The 21885-nt window shown below is 43.9% G+C and carries 16 protein-coding genes and 1 pseudogene; 10 read left to right on the top strand and 7 right to left on the bottom strand.

Going from position 1 to position 21885, the window contains the following annotated elements; all coding sequences use genetic code 11:
• Positions 1 to 359: 359 nt before the first annotated feature.
• From QUA71_RS15430 to QUA71_RS15415, 4 genes and pseudogenes are all read left to right on the top strand, one after another.
• Positions 360 to 1118: a hypothetical protein gene (locus QUA71_RS15430; RefSeq protein WP_333286204.1), complete on the top strand. Its 759-nt coding sequence runs from the start codon at positions 360 to 362 to the stop codon at positions 1116 to 1118.
• A 958-nt stretch (positions 1119 to 2076) separates the two neighbouring features.
• Positions 2077 to 2546 (top strand): annotated as a pseudogene (locus QUA71_RS15425) (serine/threonine protein kinase); the annotation flags it as partial.
• A gap of 242 nt (positions 2547 to 2788) precedes the next feature.
• Positions 2789 to 5977 (top strand): ATP-binding protein, encoded by a 3189-nt coding sequence (locus tag QUA71_RS15420; protein ID WP_333286202.1) that lies wholly within the window; start codon positions 2789 to 2791, stop codon positions 5975 to 5977.
• Positions 5974 to 7332 carry a response regulator gene (locus QUA71_RS15415; RefSeq protein WP_333286200.1) on the top strand — a complete coding sequence of 453 codons (1359 nt, stop codon included), beginning with the start codon at positions 5974 to 5976 and terminating at the stop codon, positions 7330 to 7332. The genes QUA71_RS15420 and QUA71_RS15415 overlap by 4 nt, the downstream gene beginning before the upstream one ends.
• Before the next feature lie 587 nt (positions 7333 to 7919).
• Here QUA71_RS15415 and QUA71_RS15410 read toward each other — a convergent pair.
• The 5 genes from QUA71_RS15410 to QUA71_RS15390 are packed head-to-tail and all read right to left on the bottom strand — an operon-like array spanning position 7920 to position 12782.
• Positions 7920 to 8432 carry a helix-turn-helix domain-containing protein gene (locus QUA71_RS15410; RefSeq protein ID WP_190659151.1) on the bottom strand — a complete coding sequence of 171 codons (513 nt, stop codon included), beginning with the start codon at positions 8430 to 8432 and terminating at the stop codon, positions 7920 to 7922.
• Between the two features lie 24 nt (positions 8433 to 8456).
• Positions 8457 to 10553: a SpoIIE family protein phosphatase gene (locus QUA71_RS15405; protein ID WP_333286198.1), complete on the bottom strand. Its 2097-nt coding sequence runs from the start codon at positions 10551 to 10553 to the stop codon at positions 8457 to 8459.
• Entirely contained in the window at positions 10550 to 11542 is a 993-nt protein-coding gene (locus tag QUA71_RS15400; RefSeq protein WP_333286196.1) for an ABC transporter substrate-binding protein, read from the bottom strand. The genes QUA71_RS15405 and QUA71_RS15400 overlap by 4 nt, the downstream gene beginning before the upstream one ends.
• Positions 11539 to 12531 carry an ABC transporter substrate-binding protein gene (locus QUA71_RS15395; protein WP_333286194.1) on the bottom strand — a complete coding sequence of 331 codons (993 nt, stop codon included), beginning with the start codon at positions 12529 to 12531 and terminating at the stop codon, positions 11539 to 11541. The genes QUA71_RS15400 and QUA71_RS15395 overlap by 4 nt, the downstream gene beginning before the upstream one ends.
• Before the next feature lie 35 nt (positions 12532 to 12566).
• On the bottom strand, positions 12567 to 12782 hold the full coding sequence (locus QUA71_RS15390) for a hypothetical protein (protein WP_333286192.1): 216 nt from the start codon (positions 12780 to 12782) through the stop codon (positions 12567 to 12569).
• A 265-nt stretch (positions 12783 to 13047) separates the two neighbouring features.
• Here QUA71_RS15390 and QUA71_RS15385 point away from each other — a divergent pair, with 265 nt between their 5' ends.
• From QUA71_RS15385 to QUA71_RS15370, 4 genes are all read left to right on the top strand, one after another.
• Positions 13048 to 14619: an NAD(P)H-quinone oxidoreductase subunit N gene (locus QUA71_RS15385; protein ID WP_333286269.1), complete on the top strand. Its 1572-nt coding sequence runs from the start codon at positions 13048 to 13050 to the stop codon at positions 14617 to 14619.
• Between the two features lie 153 nt (positions 14620 to 14772).
• The gene (locus QUA71_RS15380; protein WP_333286190.1) at positions 14773 to 15375 is read left to right on the top strand and encodes a Uma2 family endonuclease; all 603 of its coding nucleotides are present in this window, start codon (positions 14773 to 14775) and stop codon (positions 15373 to 15375) included.
• A gap of 99 nt (positions 15376 to 15474) precedes the next feature.
• Positions 15475 to 17085: a cyclic peptide export ABC transporter gene (locus QUA71_RS15375; protein WP_333286188.1), complete on the top strand. Its 1611-nt coding sequence runs from the start codon at positions 15475 to 15477 to the stop codon at positions 17083 to 17085.
• Positions 17075 to 17503: a GNAT family N-acetyltransferase gene (locus tag QUA71_RS15370; RefSeq protein ID WP_333286186.1), complete on the top strand. Its 429-nt coding sequence runs from the start codon at positions 17075 to 17077 to the stop codon at positions 17501 to 17503. Before QUA71_RS15375 ends, QUA71_RS15370 begins: the two co-directional genes overlap by 11 nt.
• A gap of 2 nt (positions 17504 to 17505) precedes the next feature.
• Here the strand turns inward: QUA71_RS15370 and QUA71_RS15365 are convergent, their stop codons facing one another.
• Together QUA71_RS15365 and QUA71_RS15360 are read right to left on the bottom strand one after the other, a co-directional pair.
• Entirely contained in the window at positions 17506 to 17865 is a 360-nt protein-coding gene (locus tag QUA71_RS15365; RefSeq protein ID WP_333286184.1) for a Spx/MgsR family RNA polymerase-binding regulatory protein, read from the bottom strand.
• Between the two features lie 29 nt (positions 17866 to 17894).
• Entirely contained in the window at positions 17895 to 18338 is a 444-nt protein-coding gene (locus QUA71_RS15360; RefSeq protein WP_333286182.1) for a DUF4332 domain-containing protein, read from the bottom strand.
• 396 nt (positions 18339 to 18734) lie between these two features.
• On the opposite strand from QUA71_RS15360, the gene QUA71_RS15355 reads away from it, so the two are divergent.
• Entirely contained in the window at positions 18735 to 20123 is a 1389-nt protein-coding gene (locus tag QUA71_RS15355; RefSeq protein WP_333286180.1) for an aminopeptidase P family protein, read from the top strand.
• A gap of 182 nt (positions 20124 to 20305) precedes the next feature.
• The gene (locus QUA71_RS15350; RefSeq protein WP_445243786.1) at positions 20306 to 21862 is read left to right on the top strand and encodes an adenylate/guanylate cyclase domain-containing protein; all 1557 of its coding nucleotides are present in this window, start codon (positions 20306 to 20308) and stop codon (positions 21860 to 21862) included.
• Positions 21863 to 21885: the final 23 nt, after the last annotated feature.

Below are 21885 nucleotides of genomic sequence, written 5' to 3'. Positions count from 1 at the left end.
TAGGTCAGATGTCAAGGCTTCTTTCAACTTTGGGCGATTATTTTCAAACTACCTTAATTTTTAAGTTACTGCCGATCGGGTGGCAGGTGACAAGCTGATGGGATTTTACTGCTTTCGGGGCAGAGGCTGTGAATTGCGTCTCTACAAGATGCACCGGATGATGACCTGACTCTAGCAGAATTGTCGGTAACTGGATGTTGAGACTGCTGGATGTGCGCGGATGGTTCCTCGATGTGGTTGTAACTTGAAGCTTGGGGAAGGTTGGGGCGATCGATTGCGCGATTTTAGATTTTAGATTTTAGATTTTAGATTGGGAAAGATTGACTGAGTAGAGGTTTGGGACTTTGGTACAGTACGCTGTGCAGCATCAGCGTGGCGATCGGAAAAAAAGCAATCACAGGGGATTAAAATTACTTGAGCGAGCGATCGATTCTCTGAACAATTCTATGACATTTGAATTTGACCATCTTTTCATTCTTACTGATATTGGTGCTTCGGAAGCTAATCGTTTATCATCATTCGGTTTAGTTGAGGGTGCATCTCGCATTCATCACGGACAAGGTACAGCCAATCGCTCTTTCTTTTTCCATAACGCAATGTTGGAATTGTTATGGATTCACGATCCAGAAGAGGCGCAGTCTGAGCCAATTCATCAGACTCGTCTTTGGGAGCGATCGACAAATCGGAATAATGGTGCGTGTCCATTTGGCATCTGTTTGCGTCCAGCCAAAGGTTCTGAGGACACAGTTGCATTTTCTAGTTGGGCATATCGTCCACCTTATTTATCTGAAACGATGAGTATAAGGGTGGCAACAAATAGTGATCTGTTGACTGAGCCGATGCTTTTCCAAATTTCCTTTGGTAAACGTCCAGATCGATACTCGGCCCAGAAGTCACAGCCTTTGGAGCATGGTGTTGGTTTACGCGAAATTACTCGTGTAGAATTAGTCAGTCCTGCTGCCAATAATCCGTCACCCGAACTTCAAGCAGTGCTTGAGACAAATCAGCTAAAGTTACGGATAGGAACCGAGTATTTTGTGGAGCTTGGTTTTGATGGAGAAGTGCAGGGACAACAGGTAGATTTTCGACCTGGATTGCCGCTTATTATCAGTTGGTAATCTCAACCCGTTAGCTAAAAATGAGTTCTATAGAACCCATTTGATATCTAGAAGGCTGGCCGCCTTTTAACCCTTAACGTAATAAAAAAAATATTCATAACCGAGCTAGTATTTAAAGTTATATCAAGATTCATAGGCGAGGATTTTGCATTTTTCCCTCCAAGAATTAGATTTTAAATTATCCACATTGCCCCAACCGGAACCAATCCCGAATTCTCCTCCGCTTATTTTCTTGTTTCGATAGTTTTTTAAATAGCTTAAAACTGATTTTAGTTATCATCAGCCGCTCAATCTTCTTTAACTAAATAGTCAGAGGTTCTGGGTGATAGCCGTGGTAAGGGTAATATTGTTATCTTGGGAAGATTGACTAATTGAAACTTTAAGAATCAAGGTTTTTACTCAACATCTCAATCAAAGCCACATCCAGGAGATAAATTGGCTTTTGTGAGCGTGAGGAAACAATGGAAACCAAACGTATCAACAGCTAGATGTCTGTTTATACCATTCGTCGATTTATAACAAAAGAATCTCCTGTCGATACAATAGGTTGCTCGAACACGCCATGACGGCTGCCCTTGCGTATTTTTACGGTAACTTTACCTCACAACCCTCAAGGGGGGACAACCAACTTGAAAACCTTTCCAGGCTTGGGTGTAAACTGAACTACCTCAAAAAATAGCTTTTGGGGGCGATCGCCTTTTGTAAGCTTCACAACTGCTAGATGCGATCGCCCTCAATATCTCAAATAAGTTATGTAAACATAGTTATAGATAATTTTCGCTCCAGTGGAGACAAGTTCTAAACACTTAATAATATGGCTTTAGTATCGAACGAGCTGCGAGCTTTCGTACAGAACGCGGACTGACAAGCGCAGGAACATTAGAGGCCATTGAGACTTTTCCAAGTTGGCTGAGTAAACTAGAGATATAGTAACCCCCAATTTATTGAGGACTGGAAAATGGAGACAATTACTGACCTGCCAGGGTATCGGATAACGGAACAACTCTATGCAGGATCTCGCACTCTAGTCTATCGAGGTGTTCGGGAGAGCGATCGCACTTCAGTCGTCATCAAACTGCTGCGAAACGAATACGCCAGCTTCAACGAACTACTTCAATTCCGCAACCAATATACCATTGCCAAAAATCTCAACCTCCCCAGTATTGTTAAGCCACTCGATTTAGCGCCTTACACAAACGCCTATGCTTTGATAATAGAGGACTGTGGAGGAGTTTCCCTGTGTAGTTATCTCAAGGCAGCAACTGATAAAAACCAACCTTCTCAATCGGTATTTTTAGAAAAATTTCTCAACAAAGCCCTGCAATTAGCAGATATTCTCCACTATCTCTACCAAAACCAAGTTATTCCTAAAGATATCAAACCCGCCAATATCCTGATTACCCAGATAGCGAACAAATTAAACTCCTCGGTCTCAGAATGCACACAGAAAGAGCCTGGGGCGAGTCTGAGGAAAAGTTTTCTAAAGCCTTTCGTTCGAGTCCTAACCTGATCGCGATCGCCGGGAGCATCTGATATTTGTAAAAACACTTCTTCGGGCTCCTTTCTCCTTCCTCTTTCCTCCTGCCTCCTGCGTCAAAACTCCAATTTCTAGCTTGGCTGCAAAAGTGAGATGCTCCCGCGAGCGCCCGGTGACAGTAGGGATCGCTTATATGCTCAAACCTGTCCACTTGGTAGATGACAAAATCCACGCCCGCAGCCCTGGAAGAAGTCGGGGATCTAACAGCCATCACTTTTTACATTTAATTAAGTTGACCTACTTATCGGGACTCATGAAATCACAGTATCGATCGTCAACCCGTCTAATCCTGCTCATCCTCCTAATCCTGAGTTATGCAGGTAACTACTTCAGCATTCCGATAATTTTCCATCTAGACTGGCTATTTGGCAGTGTGTTTACCATGCTGGTCGTGAGACTGTACGGATGGGGCTGGGGCACGCTCGCAGGGGCGATCGCGGGTTCCCACACAATCCTATTATGGAAACATCCCTACGGCTTTATCCTGTTTACCCTAGAAGCATTTTTTGTCGGCTGGGGATTGCGACGGCGCAGCAATAACTTACTTCTGCTCGACGTGATTTATTGGGGATTAATTGGGTTTCCCTTGTTGTGGTTACTATATGCTGGCGTTGGCAAGATTGAACCCAGTTTGGTGCTATTTATGTCACTAAAAAACCCAGTCAATCTAATTTGTAACGCCCTAGTGGCAAGTTTAATTCTAAATCATACCCCCATTGCTCAGTGGAGCGGTCGTTCCCCAGCAACGAAAATCATGAGTTTTGAGCAAACTCTCTTGAATTTGTTCGTTACTTTTGTGTTTATCCCAACTGTCATCCTGACGATTTGGAACTGCGATGGGGCTACCGCTCAGCAAGAACGTTATATCTTAGCAAATTTAAACTCTACCACCAAGAGTATAAGCAGAGAACTGCGGAACTGGCAGCAGCGTAGCCAAAGCATGATGACACAACTGGCAGTCATTGCCAAGAATAGCAATTTGTCTCAATCAAATGCCCTCCAAAAATCCACTGAGTTAGTTGAGCAAGCCTTTCCAGAATTCCGCAATATTTACATCACTGATACTCAAGGAAAAATCATTGTATCAGCTATTTCCACAACGTCGAGCGAGCTGGAACGATTAAAATACAATTCGTTTCTGATGGAGAAGCAGCCCAAACTTTCTGACAGTATATTGCTCGATCGCACTAACTTCTCTAGCATGATTCAAAGCGTGCCGATCTTGGAGGGCGATCGTCTGCTGGGTCAGGTATTGGCAGAAATTGATGTTAATGCACTCGATCGCTGGTTAACCCAGAATTATCCAGCCTACACAGATCTGATTACCGTGCTGAATTCGCAGCAGCAAGTGATTCTCAGCACTCGTCAGGATCTCAAGTTATTACAACCATTCGATCACAATGACAATGGCAAAATACAGCGACTAGATGACACCACCCACCGTTGGATTCCCATTGTTCAAAATATGCCGAAGGCGGTACGCTGGCGAAAATCGTTCTATGTTCAGAAAGCAACGATCGGTGATAATTTTCCCTGGCAATTAGTTGTCGAAATGGCTAGTGCTCCCCATCTAGTTCTCTTAAATAGACTTTACACAAATAGTTTTGCAGTCTTGACTGCGATCGCGATGTTAACACCCCTGCTGACTAAACTTATCAGCCACCGTCTAATTCAACCTTTGCAGCAACTGACTAACTTCACCACCAATTTACCAAATAAGCTGATTGAACGTAAAGAATTACAATTACCCATCAGCCGAGTAACCGAAATTAATGTCCTGACAAACAACTTCCAAATCATGGCCGGTGCTCTCCAGGAGAAGTTCCAAGAAATTCAGTATGCCAGCCAAGAAATTCAGCAAGCCAAAGAAGTTGCAGATGCGGCTAACAAGGCTAAAAGCGAATTTTTATCAAAAATGAGTCACGAACTGCGAACTCCCCTCAATGCAATTCTCGGCTTTACCCAAGTGCTGGGACGCGACTCCTCCCTTTCTCATATACAGCAGAAACAGATCGGCATCATTAGTCGCTCTGGCGAGCATTTGCTGACGCTGATTAATGACGTGCTGGAAATGTCTAAAATTGAGGCTGGTCGGATTACCTTAAATCCTACTAGCTTTGACCTGTATCACGTGTTCCATTCTCTCGAAGAAATGCTCAAACTCAAAGCTGATTCTAAAGGTTTAAAACTCTGTTGGCACATCAATTCTAACATTCCTCAGTATGTAAAAACTGACGAAAGTAAATTGCGTCAAGTCTTGATTAATCTGCTAGGAAATGCGATAAAGTTTACTACGAAGGGAAGTGTGACACTTCGGGTTGCAGCCATTAGTGCGAAACAAAAGTCCCCAACAGACAACGAACCACGGACTATTACGTTTGAAGTGGAAGACACGGGTCACGGCATTGCTCCTACCGAGGTAGATTCTTTATTTGAGGCTTTTGTGCAAACTGACGCGGGTCGGAAATCTCAAGAAGGAACCGGCTTGGGTTTACCCATCAGCCGACAATTCGTACAACTGATGGGAGGAGACATTACCGTCAGCAGTACCTTGAATCGAGGAACAATTTTTAGTTTTGATATCCAAATTATGTCCCCTGAGATGGCTGAAGTTCAACCTCGACAATCGACAAGGCGGGTAATTGGTTTAGAACCCAACCAACCCCCCTATCGCATCTTGGTGGTTGATGATAAATGGGAGAGCCGTTTGCTATTGGTTCATCTTCTAGAACCGCTTGGCTTGGAGGTGCGCGAAGCAGTAAATGGTCAAGAAGCTATTAGAATCTGGGAAACTTGGAAACCTCACCTAATTTGGATGGATATGCAAATGCCTGTGATAGACGGGTATGAAGCTACCAGACAAATTAAAGCCAAAATTCAAGAGGAGGCTACCCCGATTGTTGCGTTGACCGCTAGCGCTTTTGAGGAGGAGCGAGCCATTTTTTTAGCATCAGGCTGTGACGATTTTGTGAGCAAGCCTATCCAAGAAGAAGTTATTTTTGCCAAAATGGCTGAACATTTAGGGGTACAGTATATCTATGAAGATTTACCGAACTTTAAATTATCTCAGCTTGAGGGTCAAGACTTTAGTGTAAAAGCAGAGGAAGAAACTGAAAATTTAAGAACAACTTTGGCGACACTGCCTGCAGAGTGGGTGATACAGTTACATCAAGGAGCTATCGATGCTGATGCAGAGCTGATTTTAAGTTTGGTCACCGCAATCGCCGAATCTAATACTTCTTTCGGGGAAACCATCGCTGATTGGGCTAACAACTTTCGTTTTGATAAAATTACTAACTTAACTGAAGAAATTATTCCATGAACAGTCATCAATTAGAATCTCATTTGACCAATCTTTTAGTGGTTGACGATACCCCAGACAACCTGCGTCTTTTATCCACTATGTTGAGCGACAAAGGATATAAAGTTCGGGGCGTAATAAACGGGGAAATGGCATTGAAAGCAGCACGTTCTACCCCACCGGATTTGATTTTGCTCGACATCACGATGCCCCAGATGAACGGCTACGAAGTTTGTGAACACCTAAAAGCCGATCGCAAAACTTCGAGTGTTCCAGTGATTTTCCTGAGCGCCCTCGATCAAGTGTTGGATAAAGTCAAAGCCTTTGCTGTTGGAGGAGTAGACTACATCACCAAGCCATTTCATTTAGAAGAAGTTTTAGCTCGTGTCGAAAATCAACTAACCATTCAGCGTTTGCAAAAAAAACTGCACGAGCAAAATGCGCGATTGCAGGAGTCCGAAGCTAAAGAGCGGGAGAAATCTCACCAGCTAGAGCTGGCTCTACAACAGTTACAACATACGCAAGCTCAACTCATCCAAACCGAGAAAATGTCAAGTTTGGGGAATGTCGTAGCGGGGGTAGCTCACGAAATTAATAATCCGATTAGTTTCATTAAAGGGAACCTCTCTCCGGTAACGGAGTACACTCAAGATTTGCTGAGGCTGGTGCAACTCTACGCAGAAGATTTCCCCAATCCCACAGCAGCTATCCAGGAACAACTGGAGGCGATGGATCTCACTTTTCTCAGGAATGACTTCCCGAAGTTAATTGCTTCTATGAGAATAGGAGCTGACCGAATCGGAGAAATAGTGCAATCGCTGCGGAATTTTTCCCGACTCGATGAATCTGAGTTGAAAGCGGTGGATATCCATGAAGGACTTGAAAGTACCCTGATGATTTTGCAGCATCGCCTGCAAGATGAAGCAGACCAAACGATTGTTAAAGTGGTAAAAGAGTATGAGGCTCTGCCAAAGATAGAATGCTATGCGGGGCAAATGAATCAGGTTTTTATGAACGTCCTGACCAATGCGATTGATGCGTTGCAGTCCCAAAAAAGTTACGCCAAGGAGGCAGGTGATAGCAGCCAAATTCCTACTATTACTATTTGCACGAAGTTACTCTCCGAAGTTCAAGTGGGTATTTATATTACTGATAATGGGCCGGGCATAACCGAAGAGGTTCAACAACGCATATTTGAGCCCTTTTTTACAACGAAGGAAGTGGGCAAAGGAAAGGGTTTGGGGTTATCGATTAGCTATGCTATTGTAGTGGACGAGCACGGCGGGCAACTCCGCTGTCTTTCGGTACCGGCTCAAGGGGCGACATTAGCCATCGAAATTCCGATCCACCACTCTAAAAAACGTTTTTATAAATAAAATTGGTCAGGTTATAAGCCACACTAAAATAAAAGTATTCAAAAATGGTCTAAAATCGTGAATCGTGTTCATTTATGAGTCAGTTTTGCAATTTTTACACAAATTTTCATTAATCACCAGTGGGTACTCTTAGTCATAGACTCCGAAACCTTTTCCGGCAAGGCTCCTTAAATAAATTACCAACCGTCGCCACCTTGCTTTTTTTCAGTAGCTTATGTACCCACTCTTGAATTAAAAATAATGATGAATTTAAACCATCATTATTTTTCAAGAAAAACCTAGCAATTGCAGAAACAATTGCTAGGTTTTTCTCCTTTCTGGTCACATCTCTTCCCGAACCATGGATTATTCACCACCATTTAAAGAAACCAGCTTTTATAGTACGACGATATCTGCTAATAACGGTTGAAATTTACTCAAGCCTTGCACTGCCGCTAAATCGGCCAGTTTTATCTCTTGAGTTAGAGGTTTGTTGATGTATAGCATTTCTCCAGTTTATCTGCAACTACCCCTCTAAATAATAAGCTTTGAAATTCCCTTTTGCTTTACTTATGGGTTTTACTCCAAAAGCTGTCATATTGTTACTGTTAATCGTTTTTGAGCAATTTTTTTGATTTTTTCAACTCGATGCCTACCTCCTGAGCTTTTTCGTTACTCACAGGCTTTGGTTCCTTTAAGTTGGCTTTCATGCGATAGTGTACTTGCTTGTGTAATGTTTGATATTTGACTGAGATTTGATAGTTCTCTTCTACCCATTGACCAATTTCTTTATAAGTCTTAAAATCACAGGACTCTTCACTTAATTTTTCTGATATTCCGGCTATTACCGCTGAAGGAATTACTCGGGGTCTACCAGTTGCTTGCCGTATTTCTAACAGTTCTGACAGACCCCCAGCAATATATTGTTTTAACCATCTATGTACAGTAATTCTATGTACACCTAAACGTTCAGCTACATCTGTAAGGCTTTGACTAGCTCCAGTTTTTAACCAATAAAGTGCCTGAATTTTTTGTTTATTAGGTAGAGTTCGCTGCTCGGACAGAATTATTTTTAACTCGTCTGCTGTTAAATCAATTCTTTCTTGGTAGTTTACTTTCATAAAGTATTACTCAAACTTTGTTCTTCATTGTAGCATTTCTTCTGGAGAAATGATTTTATTAACTAAATTTCCCTTCTCAGTAACGTCCGCCTGCAGCTTAAAGACTAGCAACGTAATATCATCAAACACTTTCTGCTTACCGATATGTTGCCGCACATCTACAATCACCGCATCCTTAACTCCTGCTGCAGACTTGTGCCAATTTTGACTAATTACTTGACACAATTGCTTCAGTCCATACTGCTTTTTGCCGATGTTATAGGCTTCGGGAATGCCATCAGTATAAAGCACCACGCCATCTCCAGGTTCTAGCTCAATCAGGATGTGACTGATGAAGTCTGCGATATCATCATCTAAAGCGATCGGGAAGCCTAACTCCATCGTGTCGATGCGCTCAACATCTCCATTTTTTCGCACAACTAGCGTTTCTTCATGCTGACCGCTGATGCTAATGACTCCTTGGGAGTAGCTCAAAATCGCCAGCGTCAGACTTTTCTCAGAGTTCATGCGCTGTACGTTTTTGTAGAGGGTACGGTTGAGTACATCCAGGAATCGAACGGGATCTAGTTCACGAATCTCTTGCAGGGTGCGAACTGAGGTTTGCGCCATCAGCATCAGAATGCCGCTTTCGAGGCCGTGTCCGGTGACATCACCGATCGCCAGTGTGACAACACCATCGATCTGTAGCACGTCGTAGTAGTCACCTCCTACTTCATCAGCGGGTTCCATGTATCCGGCGATATCTAGTCCGTCAATTTCCAGTTCCTCAGGGTTAGGCAAAATCATTTGCTGGATGTGACGCGCGACATTCAATTCTGCACCTAAGCGGAGGTTGTCTACTTTGAGTTTTTCGTTGAGGGCAATGATTTCCTGATTAGCATTAGCGAGTTCTGCTGTTCGTTCTTTAACTTTGTCTTCGAGGGTTTCAAAGGATTCTTGGATTTGCCTCGCCATGCTGTTGAAGGATCGTGCCAGCAGACCGATTTCGTCTGCCGATCGCATCTTCACACGGATGTCTAACTTACCTGCCGTAAACTGGGCAACCGCTTGGGTGAGGTAAATCAGAGGCTTTGTTAATAGTTGTGCGATCGCCAAAGCGATGATAGTTACAATTGTGGCGATGATTGCTAATAAAATAAGTGCATCACGTATTTGTTTTTCTACAGGTGCTAGGGCAACGGCAATCGGCTGTGCGAAAAGAACTGACCAAGGTTTATATTTCAGGCGGGCGATCGCTAAGAGGCTCAACTCATTATTACCCGTAGCTGCCAATCGTGTGGTTAGATAAGGCTGTTTAGTGTCTAATGCTTGCTTGAGGTCGGGCAAATTGATTGCAAGTTCTTTCGTTAGAGTCTTAGGCAAACGCCCTTCGCGTTGCAGTTTAGCTACAACATTGGGTGACAAAGGCACAATCGATTTGAAAAGGAGTTCAGGTTTAGTGCTATGTGCCAGATGGATATAGTATTCATCTAAAAGAACTGCTAACGATTTCGCACCTGCGTGTTCAGTTTCCCGAGTCACCAACTGCTGGACAGATGTGGCATTGTATGTCACCCGCAATACACCCAATATATTTCCCTTCGCATCGCGAACAGGACTGCTAAAGAAGAGCGTAACGAGGTTGGGAATTGTCGGCGATTGCCTAATACTAGAAACAAAAGATAGTTGAGTTTTGAGCGGTTCTTGGAAGTAATCTTGACCGGATTCATCTCGTCCAACATCCGGTGTATTTGTATCGAGTACATTCCGTCCCTCTAAGTTGAGCAAGGCATAGGAGATAATATTAAGCATATCTTTGCGACTGAGCCGGGTTAAGGTTTCAGTCGCTAACATCTCTTGCGGACTACCATTTCGCCGTTCTGGAGGTAGGCCCAGATAGGCAGCCAAACCTGGTAAAATCGCTTCTACGCGCACGGCATTGAGATTCGCATCGATAAATCCATCTATTCTGTTAGCGGTTTCGTTAGCCGCCGCAGATAGGGCTTGTCGTGCGTTGTCGGTCAATGCCTTTTGAGTTGTCTGCTTGTTGATAAATGCTAACAACAGCAACGGAATTAGAGCAACGAGGAGAAACGACACGATTAACTTTGTACGAATGCTGTTGAAAAACGAGCGCTTCATGGTTTCAGACTAGGAGGGGGGGTTAAGAAAGAAGAATTGAACAAGGTTTCTAGATTGGGAAGGCGCGTCACATTGCCAGCGCGAATAAAAAAGTCCGCATATTTCTGGGCGGTTTTGTAGATATAATTAGGACTGTCTGATTGAAAGAACTTTTGATTTTCTGCAATGTCAGTGAGGTCTATTCCCTCGAAAGAAATTGTCTTGATGGGAATATTCAACGCTTTGCTCACGAGCTCGTTTCCTTCGGGAATATTTGCTTCCCAATAGGACAAGCCTTGAAGCCAGCCTCGCACAAAGGCGCGAATATCTTCGGGGCGATCGCGTATCGCCTCACCCCGAAACGCGACCAAATCCAAAATTAAGCCTGGGGTTTGCTTGCTGGTAAACAGGATATGCGCCCCTAATTTTAATGATTCAGAAAGATGCGGTTCCCAAGTGTGCCCTGCTTGGATAGCATTGTTTTGTAAGCGATTGGGAACTTCTAAACCATCAACTTTAACCAGGCTAACATCATCGCTCGTCAGCTTAGAGATTTTCAACATCTCAGTAACGAAGACTTCGCTAAAGCCGCCTAGATTTGCACCAAGCTTTTTTCCTTTCAAGTTAGGGATTGTTTTAATGTCGGATTGGGCGACTACCACATCTGCACCTGTGGATTCATCCACAACCATCACAGCTTGCATATCAGGATATGTGGCACTCAAGATCATAAAATCGCCCAAGGTCAATCCAATTCCATCATACTTCCCTGCACTGAAATCCGCTTGTTGCAATTGTAAGTAGTCTACATAGCTGAGTTCCACGTCTACCCCTTGCGCTTTGAAGAATCCTTTCTCTTGAGCAATGAGGCCCGGTCTATGGCCAACAAAAGAGATCAAACTTACTTTCAGGGGAGGACGTTTTACTTTTAGAGATTCCACAGAATGACAAGCAAACAGCAGCCCGCAGGTAATAATAATAAAGATGCTGTTGAAAAAGGAGCGCTTCATGGTTTCCGACTAGGATGGGGGGTTAAGAAAGAAGAATTGAACAAGGTTTCTAGATTGGGAAGGCGCGTCACATTGCCAGCGCGAATAAAAAAGTCCGCATATTTCTGGGCGGTTTTGTAGATATAATTAGGACTGTCTGATTGAAAGAACTTTTGATTTTCTGCAAGGTCAGTGAGGTCTATTCCCTCGAAAGAGCTTGTCTTGATGGGAATATTCAACGCTTTACTCAGGATCTCGTTTCCTTCGGGAATATTTGCTTCCCAATATGACAAGCCTTGAAGCCAGCCTCGCACAAAGGCGCGAATATCTTCGGGGCGATCGCGTATCGCCTCACCCCGAAACGCGACCAAATCCAAAATTAAGCCTGGGGTTTGTTTGCTTGTAAACAGGATATGCGCCCCTAATTTTAATGCTTCAGAAAGATGCGGTTCCCAAGTGTGCCCTGCTTGGATAGCATTGTTTTGTAAGCGATTGGGAACTTCTAAAGGCTCGACTTTAACCAGGCTAACATCATCGCTCGTCAGTTTAGAGGCTTTCAACATCTCAGTAACGAAAACCTCGCTAAAGCTGCCTAGATTTGCACCAAGCTTTTTTCCTTTCAAGTTAGGGATTGTTTTAATCTCTGATTGCGCGACTACCACATCTGCACCTGTCGATTCATCCAAAACCATCACAGCTTGCATATCAGGATTTGTGGCACTCAAGATCACCAAATCGCCCAAGGTCAATCCGATCCCATCATACTTCCCTGCACTGAAATCCGCGTCTTGGAATTGTGAGTAGTCTACATAGCTGAGTTCCACGTCTACCCCTTGCATTTTGAAGAATCCTTTCTCTTGAGCAATGATGAGAGGTGTATAGCCAACAAAAGGAACACAAGATACTTTTAGGGGAGGGGGTTTTACTTTTAGATGTTCCGGAAAATGACAAGCAAACAGTAGGCAGCCGGTAATAATAAAGATACAGATGAAATTGAGTAGTTTAGACATACTATCTAAAGCATTCCTAGTGTAGAAAAGGCGACTTATATTTTCTGGAACCCGATCGACCTAAGTGCATCGTCCGCAATCGCCGCTAAACCTGTTCCGGTGGCTATATCTAGAACAAGCTTGCCCGATCGCACTTTGGCCAATTCTACTAACCGAGTTGCAGCTTGTTGGTGAAATTCATTCTCGTAGTAGCGGCCGTTGTTGAAGTCATTGAGAATCGGCTGTTTGTAGGCACTTAGCGAGTCAGTCATGCCGAATTACTGGTTCACCTTTCTACATTGTGGCAGTTATGGTCGATCGCGATTCTCGTCGCAGGTGACATCAGGGGGCAATCTCTACAATGCCCGCAAATGTATGCAAAACCGCTACCGAGTATCAACTCTCCGGCAACAAACACCCGCCCAACTGGGATCGCGAAGCTGTAATCCGCTACAATCTGTGTTTGGTAAAGAATTTTTACAAGTTCACAGCCCATTACAGCCTTTGCGGCTTGTACTACCCAACCTGCCTGAAAATATGGATTTTGCTACTCTTGCTGCCCAGCTAAATGCTGGAACTATCTTGCCAGAGGGAATTGTCATCATCACCCTCTTGGTGGTTCTCGTCGGCGATTTAATCGTAGGCCGCAGTTCCTCGGCTTGGACTCCCTACGTTGCCGTTGCGGGTTTGTTGGCCGCCGTCGCTGCCTTGTGTTTGCAGTGGGATAACACGGATACCATCTCGTTTCTGGGCGGTTTTAACAGCGATGCCTTGAGTTTGGTGTTTCGCGGAATTATCGCTTTGAGTACGGCTGTCACTATTTTGATATCCGTCCGCTATGTACTGCAAACGGGTACTGCTTTAGCGGAATTTATCGGCATTTTGCTGACCGCTACTTTGGGGGGAATGTTCCTCAGCGGCGCTGATGAATTGGTGATGATTTTTATTTCGTTGGAAACTCTGAGTATCTCGTCTTATTTGCTGACGGGTTACACAAAACGCGACCCGCGTTCCAATGAAGCTGCTTTGAAATATTTGTTAATTGGGTCGTCTTCTTCGGCGGTGTTTCTCTACGGGCTTTCGCTGCTGTACGGGTTGTCTGGCGGCGAAACTAAGCTGAGTACGATCGCGGCTAACCTTTCTACTGTGGATGAAGGTCAATCTCTGGGTTTGGTGATTGCTTTGGTTTTTGCGATCGCCGGTATCGCCTTCAAAATCTCTGCGGTTCCCTTCCACCAATGGACTCCTGACGTTTACGAAGGTTCTCCTACACCCGTTGTTGCCTTCCTTTCTGTCGGTTCCAAAGCAGCCGGTTTTGCCCTAGCAATCCGCTTGTTAACAAGTGCTTTCCCCGCACTTACCGAACAGTGGCACTTCGTATTCACGGCCTTAGCCATTCTCAGCATGGTGTTGGGAAATGTGGTTGCCCTCGCCCAGACTAGCATGAAGCGGCTTTTGGCTTATTCGTCGATCGCCCAAGCCGGTTTTGTAATGCTGGGTTTGATTGCAGGAACAGAAGCCGGTTACTCCAGCATGATATTTTATCTGTTGGTTTACCTGTTTATGAACTTGGGTGCTTTCGCCTGCATCATCCTGTTCTCGCTGCGGACTGGAACCGACCAAATTAGCGAATACTCGGGTTTGTACCAAAAAGACCCGCTGTTAACTTTAGCCTTAAGTATTTGCCTGCTTTCTCTCGGTGGAATTCCGCCCCTGGCTGGATTTTTCGGCAAAATCTATCTGTTCTGGGCCGGCTGGCAAGCAGGACTTTACGGCTTAGTTATTCTGGGGTTAATTACCAGCGTAGTTTCAATTTACTACTACATCCGCGTTGTCAAGATGATGGTAGTAAAAGAACCTCAAGAGATGTCAGACGCGGTAAAAAATTATCCCGAAATTCGCTGGAACCTTCAGGGACTGCGACCTTTGCAAGTCAGCGTTGTACTCACCTTGGTTGCCACCACATTGGCGGGAATTTTGTCGAACCCTTTGTTTAACTTGGCTAATGATGCTATTACCAAAACTCCCATGTTGCAGTCGGCATTGAGTCATGTGCAACCTGTTGTGGGTGCGAAAATTGAATCGAATTTGGTGTCTCGCCGGGATTAATTTTTCCTGTTTGTGAAATAGTGGAAAACGCCTGACTCTTTGCAGTTGGGCGTTTCTTTTTTGTTGTGATATACTGTTAATTATGATTTTTAACCGCAGATGTAGACAGATTAACGCAGATTAACGCCGATTAAAGTTAGTACAGAGGCAATAATGTTAGTACAAAGTAAGGAAAAGTTTTATACTCCAGATGAGTACCGGGAGTTAGAGGAAACTGCTGAGTTTAAAAATGAATACCGCGATGGAAAAATTGTACAAATAAGTGGTTGTAGCATTAATCACAGCCGGATTATCCGAAATTTGAGTAGAGTCTTGGGAAATTTGCTTGAGGGGCAGCCCTATGAGCTTTTTCACAACGATTTGCGGTTGTGGATTCCTCGGTATCGACGGGGAACTTACCCGGATGTGATGGTGATTGAAGGAGAGCCAGTTTTCACGGAAGGACGGAATGATGAAATACTAAATCCTGTGTTGATTGTAGAAGTGCTTTCTAAGTATAGCGAGGATGTTAATAGAGAAGATAAGTTTCGGTTTTATCGATCGATTCCTCAATTCCGGGAATATCTATTAGTCAGCCCCTACGAAATTTTTGTCCTACAGTATATTAAAACTGCATCTAATGAGTGGTTGTTTCGAGAATATGAGGGAGAAACAGCAACAATTTCCTTCGATTCAGTAAAACTGGAAATGTCAATGACTGATATTTATGAGCTGGTTGTATTTGAGATGTTGCAACCTTGTCAAGTACCTATTTAGGAACAGGCAAGATGCCTGTTCCACAAAAAGTAAATTTTCTTGTGGAACAGGCATCTTGCCTGTTCTAGAAAGCACATAAAATTATTATAGAGGTAAACGATGAATGTAATTTGGTTACTTTTAAAGGCTTCTTGGTTAAATGTTTCCATCGCCATACTCACAGGCTTAATCAGCGGCGGTTGCAGCGCTATGTTAATTTCCCTAATTAACCGTGCAATTAGCGACAATTCCAATGGTAATTTAGTCTGGTATTTTGCGGGATTAGCAATCTTGGCTCTTTTGAGTGGCTTTGTCTCCCAATTTTTGTTAATCTACCTTTCTCAAGAAGCTGTTTACAATCTGCGGCTGAGTTTGAGTCGCGGGATTTTGTCTACTCCTTTGCGGAATTTGGAAGAGTTGGGCGCTAACCGCTTGCTGGCAACTCTCACAGATGATGTGGGAACGCTTTCTAATACTATATTTTTGATTCCTTTTCTCTGTGTTGATATCGCCGTTGTCGTGGGATGCTTAACTTACTTAAGCACGATTTCGGGGACGGTTTTTATTGTTGTATTTGGTTTTTTGGTGCTGATGATTGGCACAGTGCAGTTGTTGCTCAGCAAAATGCGGAAATTCTTCGATTTAGCGAGAGAAGAACAAGATATATTGTTTAAGCATTTTCGCAGTATTACTGATGGAATTAAGGAACTTAAACTGCATTCTTTGCGCCGCCAAGAGTTTTTTACGGAACAATTGCAGGTGAGTGCTGATGCTTCCCGCCATTATAACGTGACTGCTTTGAATACTGGTGCAGTTGCGATTGGAGTGGGTCAGTTGCTATTTTTTATGCTGATGGGTTTGCTGCTGTTTGCTTTGCCGAAATTTGTGCCAGTTTCTACACCTGTTTTGTCAGCTTACATTCTGACAAGTACATATTTAATGTCTCCGTTTCAGAATATTTTGCAAAGGTTGCCGGCGATTTTTCGTGCTAATACTTCGGTGGAAAAGATAGAGAGAATGGGATTGGCTTTGGCGAGTCAATCTGAGATAAATTCAACCGTTAAACCGTTTCAAACTGCTGAGTGGGAGACACTGGAGTTAAATCGAGTAATTCACAGCTATCCGGGAGAAAAAGAAGATAGCAATTTTAGTTTGGGCGAGCTGAATTTGAAGTTTCATCCGGGTCAATTGGTGTTTATAATTGGCGGGAATGGCAGCGGTAAGTCTACTTTAGCTAAGTTAATCACTGGTTTGTACATTCCTGAATCGGGAAAAATTCTCCTAGATGGTCAGCCAATTACTGATGAAAATCGAGAGTGGTACAGGCAGCATTTTTCTGCTATTTTTTCAGATTTCTATCTGTTTGAAAGGCTTTTGGGGATGACTAATCACGATTTGGACAAGCAGGCTGCTGAATATTTGCGAGAGTTTCATTTGGAAAATAAAGTTCAGGTGAAAGATGGAGTTTTGTCAACTACGGCTTTGTCTCAGGGACAGCGAAAGCGGCTGGCTTTGCTGACGGCGTATTTGGAAGATAGACCGATTTATTTGTTTGATGAATGGGCTTCGGATCAAGACCCGTTTTTCCGGGATATTTTTTACAAGCAGTTGCTACCGGAGTTGAAGCGGCGGGGGAAAACGGTTTTTGTGATTAGTCACGACGATCGCTATTTTGATTTAGCCGATCGCGCAATTAAACTAGATTACGGTAAAGTAGAGTATGACCGATAAAATGGATAACTACCGAATTGTCGAAACTTTGACCGAAAGCCAGGTTTCCGACTTGATGAATTTGTACAAAAACGAGTTTTGGAGCGACAAGCGGACGCGGCAGGATGTGGTGAAAATGCTGGCTTCTACTGATGTTATCATTGGTTTGGTCGATGAGAGCGATCGGCTAATTGGCATTACCCGCGTCATTACCGATTTCGTATACAGAGCCATGATTTTTGATGTCATTATCAAGCCGACACACAGAAAGATGGGACTGGGTGCGAAGTTGATGGATGCAGTTTTAACTCATCCCGAACTGCAAGGTGTCGAGCATTTTTATCTTAATTGTTTGCCGAACATGATGCCGTTTTACGAGCGTTGGGGTTTCTCGGATGATATGGGCGAACTTAAGTTTTTGCGGCGAACAACAGGCTGAACTCAGCCCTTTGAAAGCCCCAATTTTTCTCTAATTGCGTCTTCTTTGAAGCCTACTAAAACAGCCGTTCCATCTTTAACGAAAAGAGGACGTTTCAGCAGCATCGCATCCTTAGCAAAAGCCTCCACCCACTGTTCGCTCGTCCAATTTTTCTTGTCGTCGCCCAAAGCGCGGTAAGATTGACCGGAAGTATTTCGCATGGGTTGAAAACCCAAAGCAGCTACCCAGCTTTGAATTGTGGCGCGAGCCGGTGGCTGTTCTTTTGTGTTAATAAACTCGTAATTAACATCGCTATCTTTGAGCCACTGGAAAGCTTTTTTGCAGGTGCCGCAGTTCGGGATTCCGTAAACTTGAATTGACATAATAATGACTGTTGACTAATGACTAATGATTACTGACTACTGACTAATCTAGCTTGTTGAACCCATTTTTGCACGCGATCGACTGAAGGAGTCAAGTCATTGCGCTGCATTGTCGCTACGTGCAGCCTTAAAACTTGTTGGTGCAATCTCTCCACGGGCATTTGAGCCAATTGAGCCGGCGAAGCAACGCCGGCGTGAAGTAACAGCCCGCAATACTCACACCCTACACTCGGAATTCGAGCCAAATTTGCCATCGCTACCCATTTATTAACATATTGAATGTTAATCTGTAATTGATTGGCTAGCAACACTTTCGCCGCCTGGGTTTTGGTCATGCGAATTAGTTGCCCGGTTGTGGTGATGCTGCACTCTTCTAGTTGAGATTGGTTTTCCTTGCTCAATCCCGGTAAGTGTGCGATCGGCCAGTCGCGTACTTGCACAGAAGTTTGAGGAGCTTTATGAGAAATTTTCATGTTTTTTCAGTTAATTTTACTTATACTTTAAAGTCTAAAAGATCGAACCGTCAATATAGGCGATCGCTCACGTCACCCAATCAACAAAAACCCGATCGAGGAATTTGATTAATTGCAGGTGTTGTGACATTTCTGCTAATTGCTTGCCCAGTAGCACTTTCAGCCTTTTTTTCCTGTCTGTGGCTCAGGCTTACTGCTTAACCAAATCATCCCGGCGATGACGACAAAGACTATAAAAAAGACAGCCTATAAATGCTAGCAAAAAATCAGATAAAGATGAGAGTTTTCTCAAAAATGTCTGCCAATTTGGCAGTCTGAATTTTAGTGCTTTAATGCCGAGAATGCACAAACTTCCCGCTGACTGCAAACCCAACTCAAACTTATCGGTTTCTACCCATGACAATTACACAAGGTTATGATTTGTTAACTAATACTTTACAGCAACGGCGGCAAAAACTGGCCAGTTTAATTAATTTTCCGGTAATTCTCTGGTCTGGCCGCAGCATTCCTCGCAATTATCCGGCACTTACTTATCCCTTTCGTGCCAGCAGTCACTTTCTATATTTTGCTGGTTTGCCCTTAGAAAATGCTGCGATTCGCTTAGAATCGGGGAAATTAGAATTGTTCTTAGATGAGGCACCTGCTAGCAGCACGCTTTGGCACGGAGAAATGCCGAAAAGAGCAGAAATTGCCGAACTAATGGGGGCTGATGCTGCTTTTCCAATGGCCGAATTGAAAGCGCGATCAACCAATGCAGCAACGATCGCCGTTCCGGATTCTTGGACTCAGTTGCAACAGTCTCAAATTATCGATCGCCCTCTTGCACCGCCCAACTCGCCAACCGGAATCGACCTAGAATTAACTCAGGCGATCGTATCTCTGCGCCTGAGCCACGATGCAGGTAGTTTGGCCGAATTGCGTCAAGCTGCGGCTGTCACTGTAGAAGCTCACAAAGCGGGGATGGCGGCAACTCGAAATGCTCAAGTTGAAGCAGGAGTGCGCGCTGCAATGGAAAGTGTCATCATCTCCAAAAATATGACCTATGCCTATCCCAGTATCGTTACAGTACATGGAGAAGTTTTGCACAGCGAACATTATCACAATTCCCTACAAACAGGAGATTTGCTGTTAGCAGATGTCGGCGCGGAAACATCAACGGGATGGGCGGCAGATGTGACTCGCACTTGGCCGGTTTCTGGCAAGTTTTCTCCGACTCAAAGAGCGATTTATGATGTAGTTTTGGCAGCGCACGATGCTTGTATTGAGAGAATTAGTCCTGGCGTGGAATATCAAGATATTCATCTATTAGCTGCTCGGATTATGGCGGAAGGATTGGTTGATTTGGGCATCTTGCGGGGCAATGTTGAAGATTTGGTAGAAATGGACGCTCACGCGCTGTTTTTTGTGCACGGTATCGGACATCTAATTGGTTTGGATGTTCACGATATGGAAGATTTAGGAGATTTGGCTGGCTATCAAGAAGGAAGAACAAGAAGCAGTCGGTTTGGGTTGGGATTTTTGCGGTTGAATCGAGTTTTGCGTCCGGGAATGCTGGTATCGATCGAACCTGGATTTTATCAAGTTCCGGCAATTTTGAATAACTCTGAAAATCGTGCCAATTATAAAAAATTTGTTAAGTGGGACGAGTTGGAAAAATTCGCAGACGTGCGGGGAATCAGGATTGAAGATGATATACTTGTCAGCGAAGGGGGCACAGAAGTATTGACAGCGAAATTGCCAACAAAAGCTCTGGAGATTGAGGAGTTAGTTGCGGTAAGTGCATAAGTATTCATCGAATTAGATCGATCGCCCGCAGTTCCATCAAGTGTGAGAAAAGATAAAAAAATATGAATAAAGCTTGGCAAATAGGTCTTTTGATGCTAGTTGAAAGGCTGGCGACGCAAGTCCAAAAATTCGCAGCACTGAGACTTGCGCGCATTATTCGCAAACCTGTATCCCCGCCGCCGATGCAGGCTGCGCCTTTGCCCAGCAACGAAGAAGAGAGGCTAGAAGCACTTCACCGCTACGACATTCTAGATACAGAGGCCGAAGCAGCTTTTGATGACCTAACAGCTTTAGCATCCTATATTTGCGGCACTCCTATTGCTTTAGTAAGCTTAATAGATTCTAACAGACAGTGGTTTAAGTCAAAAGTCGGTCTGGAAGCGCCAGAAACTCCGAGAGAGTTAGCTTTTTGCGCCCACGCTATTTTAAATCCCAACGAATTGCTAGTTGTACCGAATGCTCTAGAAGACGATCGCTTTGCCGGCAATCCGTTAGTAACTTCCGATCCAAATATTCGATTTTATGCTGGAGCCCCGCTAGTAACTGCTGACGGTTTCCCTATAGGCACTTTGTGCGCGATAGATACAGTTCCTCGCAATCTCACCCCACAACAGCTAGAAGCGCTGCGGACTTTAGGACGGCAAATTATTAACCACATGGAGTTGCGAATAAATCTGACTAAATTAAAGCGCGCACAGATCAGGAACAAACAAGTAGAAGCAAAACTCCGTTCTACAGACGAGCAAATTGTCAATTTTTTAGAAGGAATGAGCGATGCTTTTTTTGCTTTAGACACCCAGTGGCGATTTACTTACGTCAATTACAAAGCAGGGCAATTTTGGCAGCGAGCCCCGGAAGAACTTTATGGTAAAAATTTTTGGGAAGAGTTTCCCGAATTAGTGAATTCGGATTTTTATGAAGAGTATCATGGAGCTGTAGCCAAACAAGTTGGTGTGGCTTTTGAACAATATTATCGTCCCTTGAAAGTGTGGGTGGAAGTCCGGGTTTTTCCTTCTCACGACGGCATTTCTGTGTTTTTTCACGACATAACCAAGCGCAGGCAGATAGAAGCTGCACTCAGGAAAGAACAGAAAAAAACTGAAAGGTTACTGCTAAATATTTTGCCCGCAGCGATCGCCGACAGGTTGAAGTACCAACCGGGGGTGATTGCTGACAAGTTTGAAAAAGCAACAATTCTTTTTGCTGACTTGGTGAATTTTACCCAAATTTCTACCACCATGTCTGCAACTAAATTAGTGTACTTGCTGAATGAAATTTTCTCAGCTTTTGACGAACTGAGTGAGAAGCACGGGTTAGAAAAAATCAAGACGATCGGGGACGCTTACATGGTAGCAGGCGGTATTCCCATTGAACGTCCAGACCATGCAGAGGCGATCGCCGAAATGGGGCTGGATATGCTAGCAGCAATTAAGGAATTAAATGTGAAGCTAGACGCGAAATTTGACCTCCGCATCGGGATTAATAGCGGGCCGGTGGTAGCGGGGGTAATCGGCACTAAAAAATTCATTTACGATTTGTGGGGAAATGCGGTGAATACAGCCAGCCGCATGGAATCTCACGGCATACCAGGTCGCATTCAAGTCAGCCACTATACTTATGAGTTGCTGCGGGATAAATATGAATTTGAAGATCGTGGCGAGATCGAGATTAAAGGTAAAGGGGAAATGCAGACTTATTTGCTGACGGGTAGAAAAATAGCAAGCGATCTCAAAATCTGAGAGTAAATAAAACTAAGACTTGA

This window comes from Microcoleus sp. MON1_C5, from assembly GCF_036701875.1.
Lineage (GTDB): Bacteria > Cyanobacteriota > Cyanobacteriia > Cyanobacteriales > Microcoleaceae > Microcoleus.
This window is presented reverse-complemented; position numbering and strand designations above follow the sequence as displayed.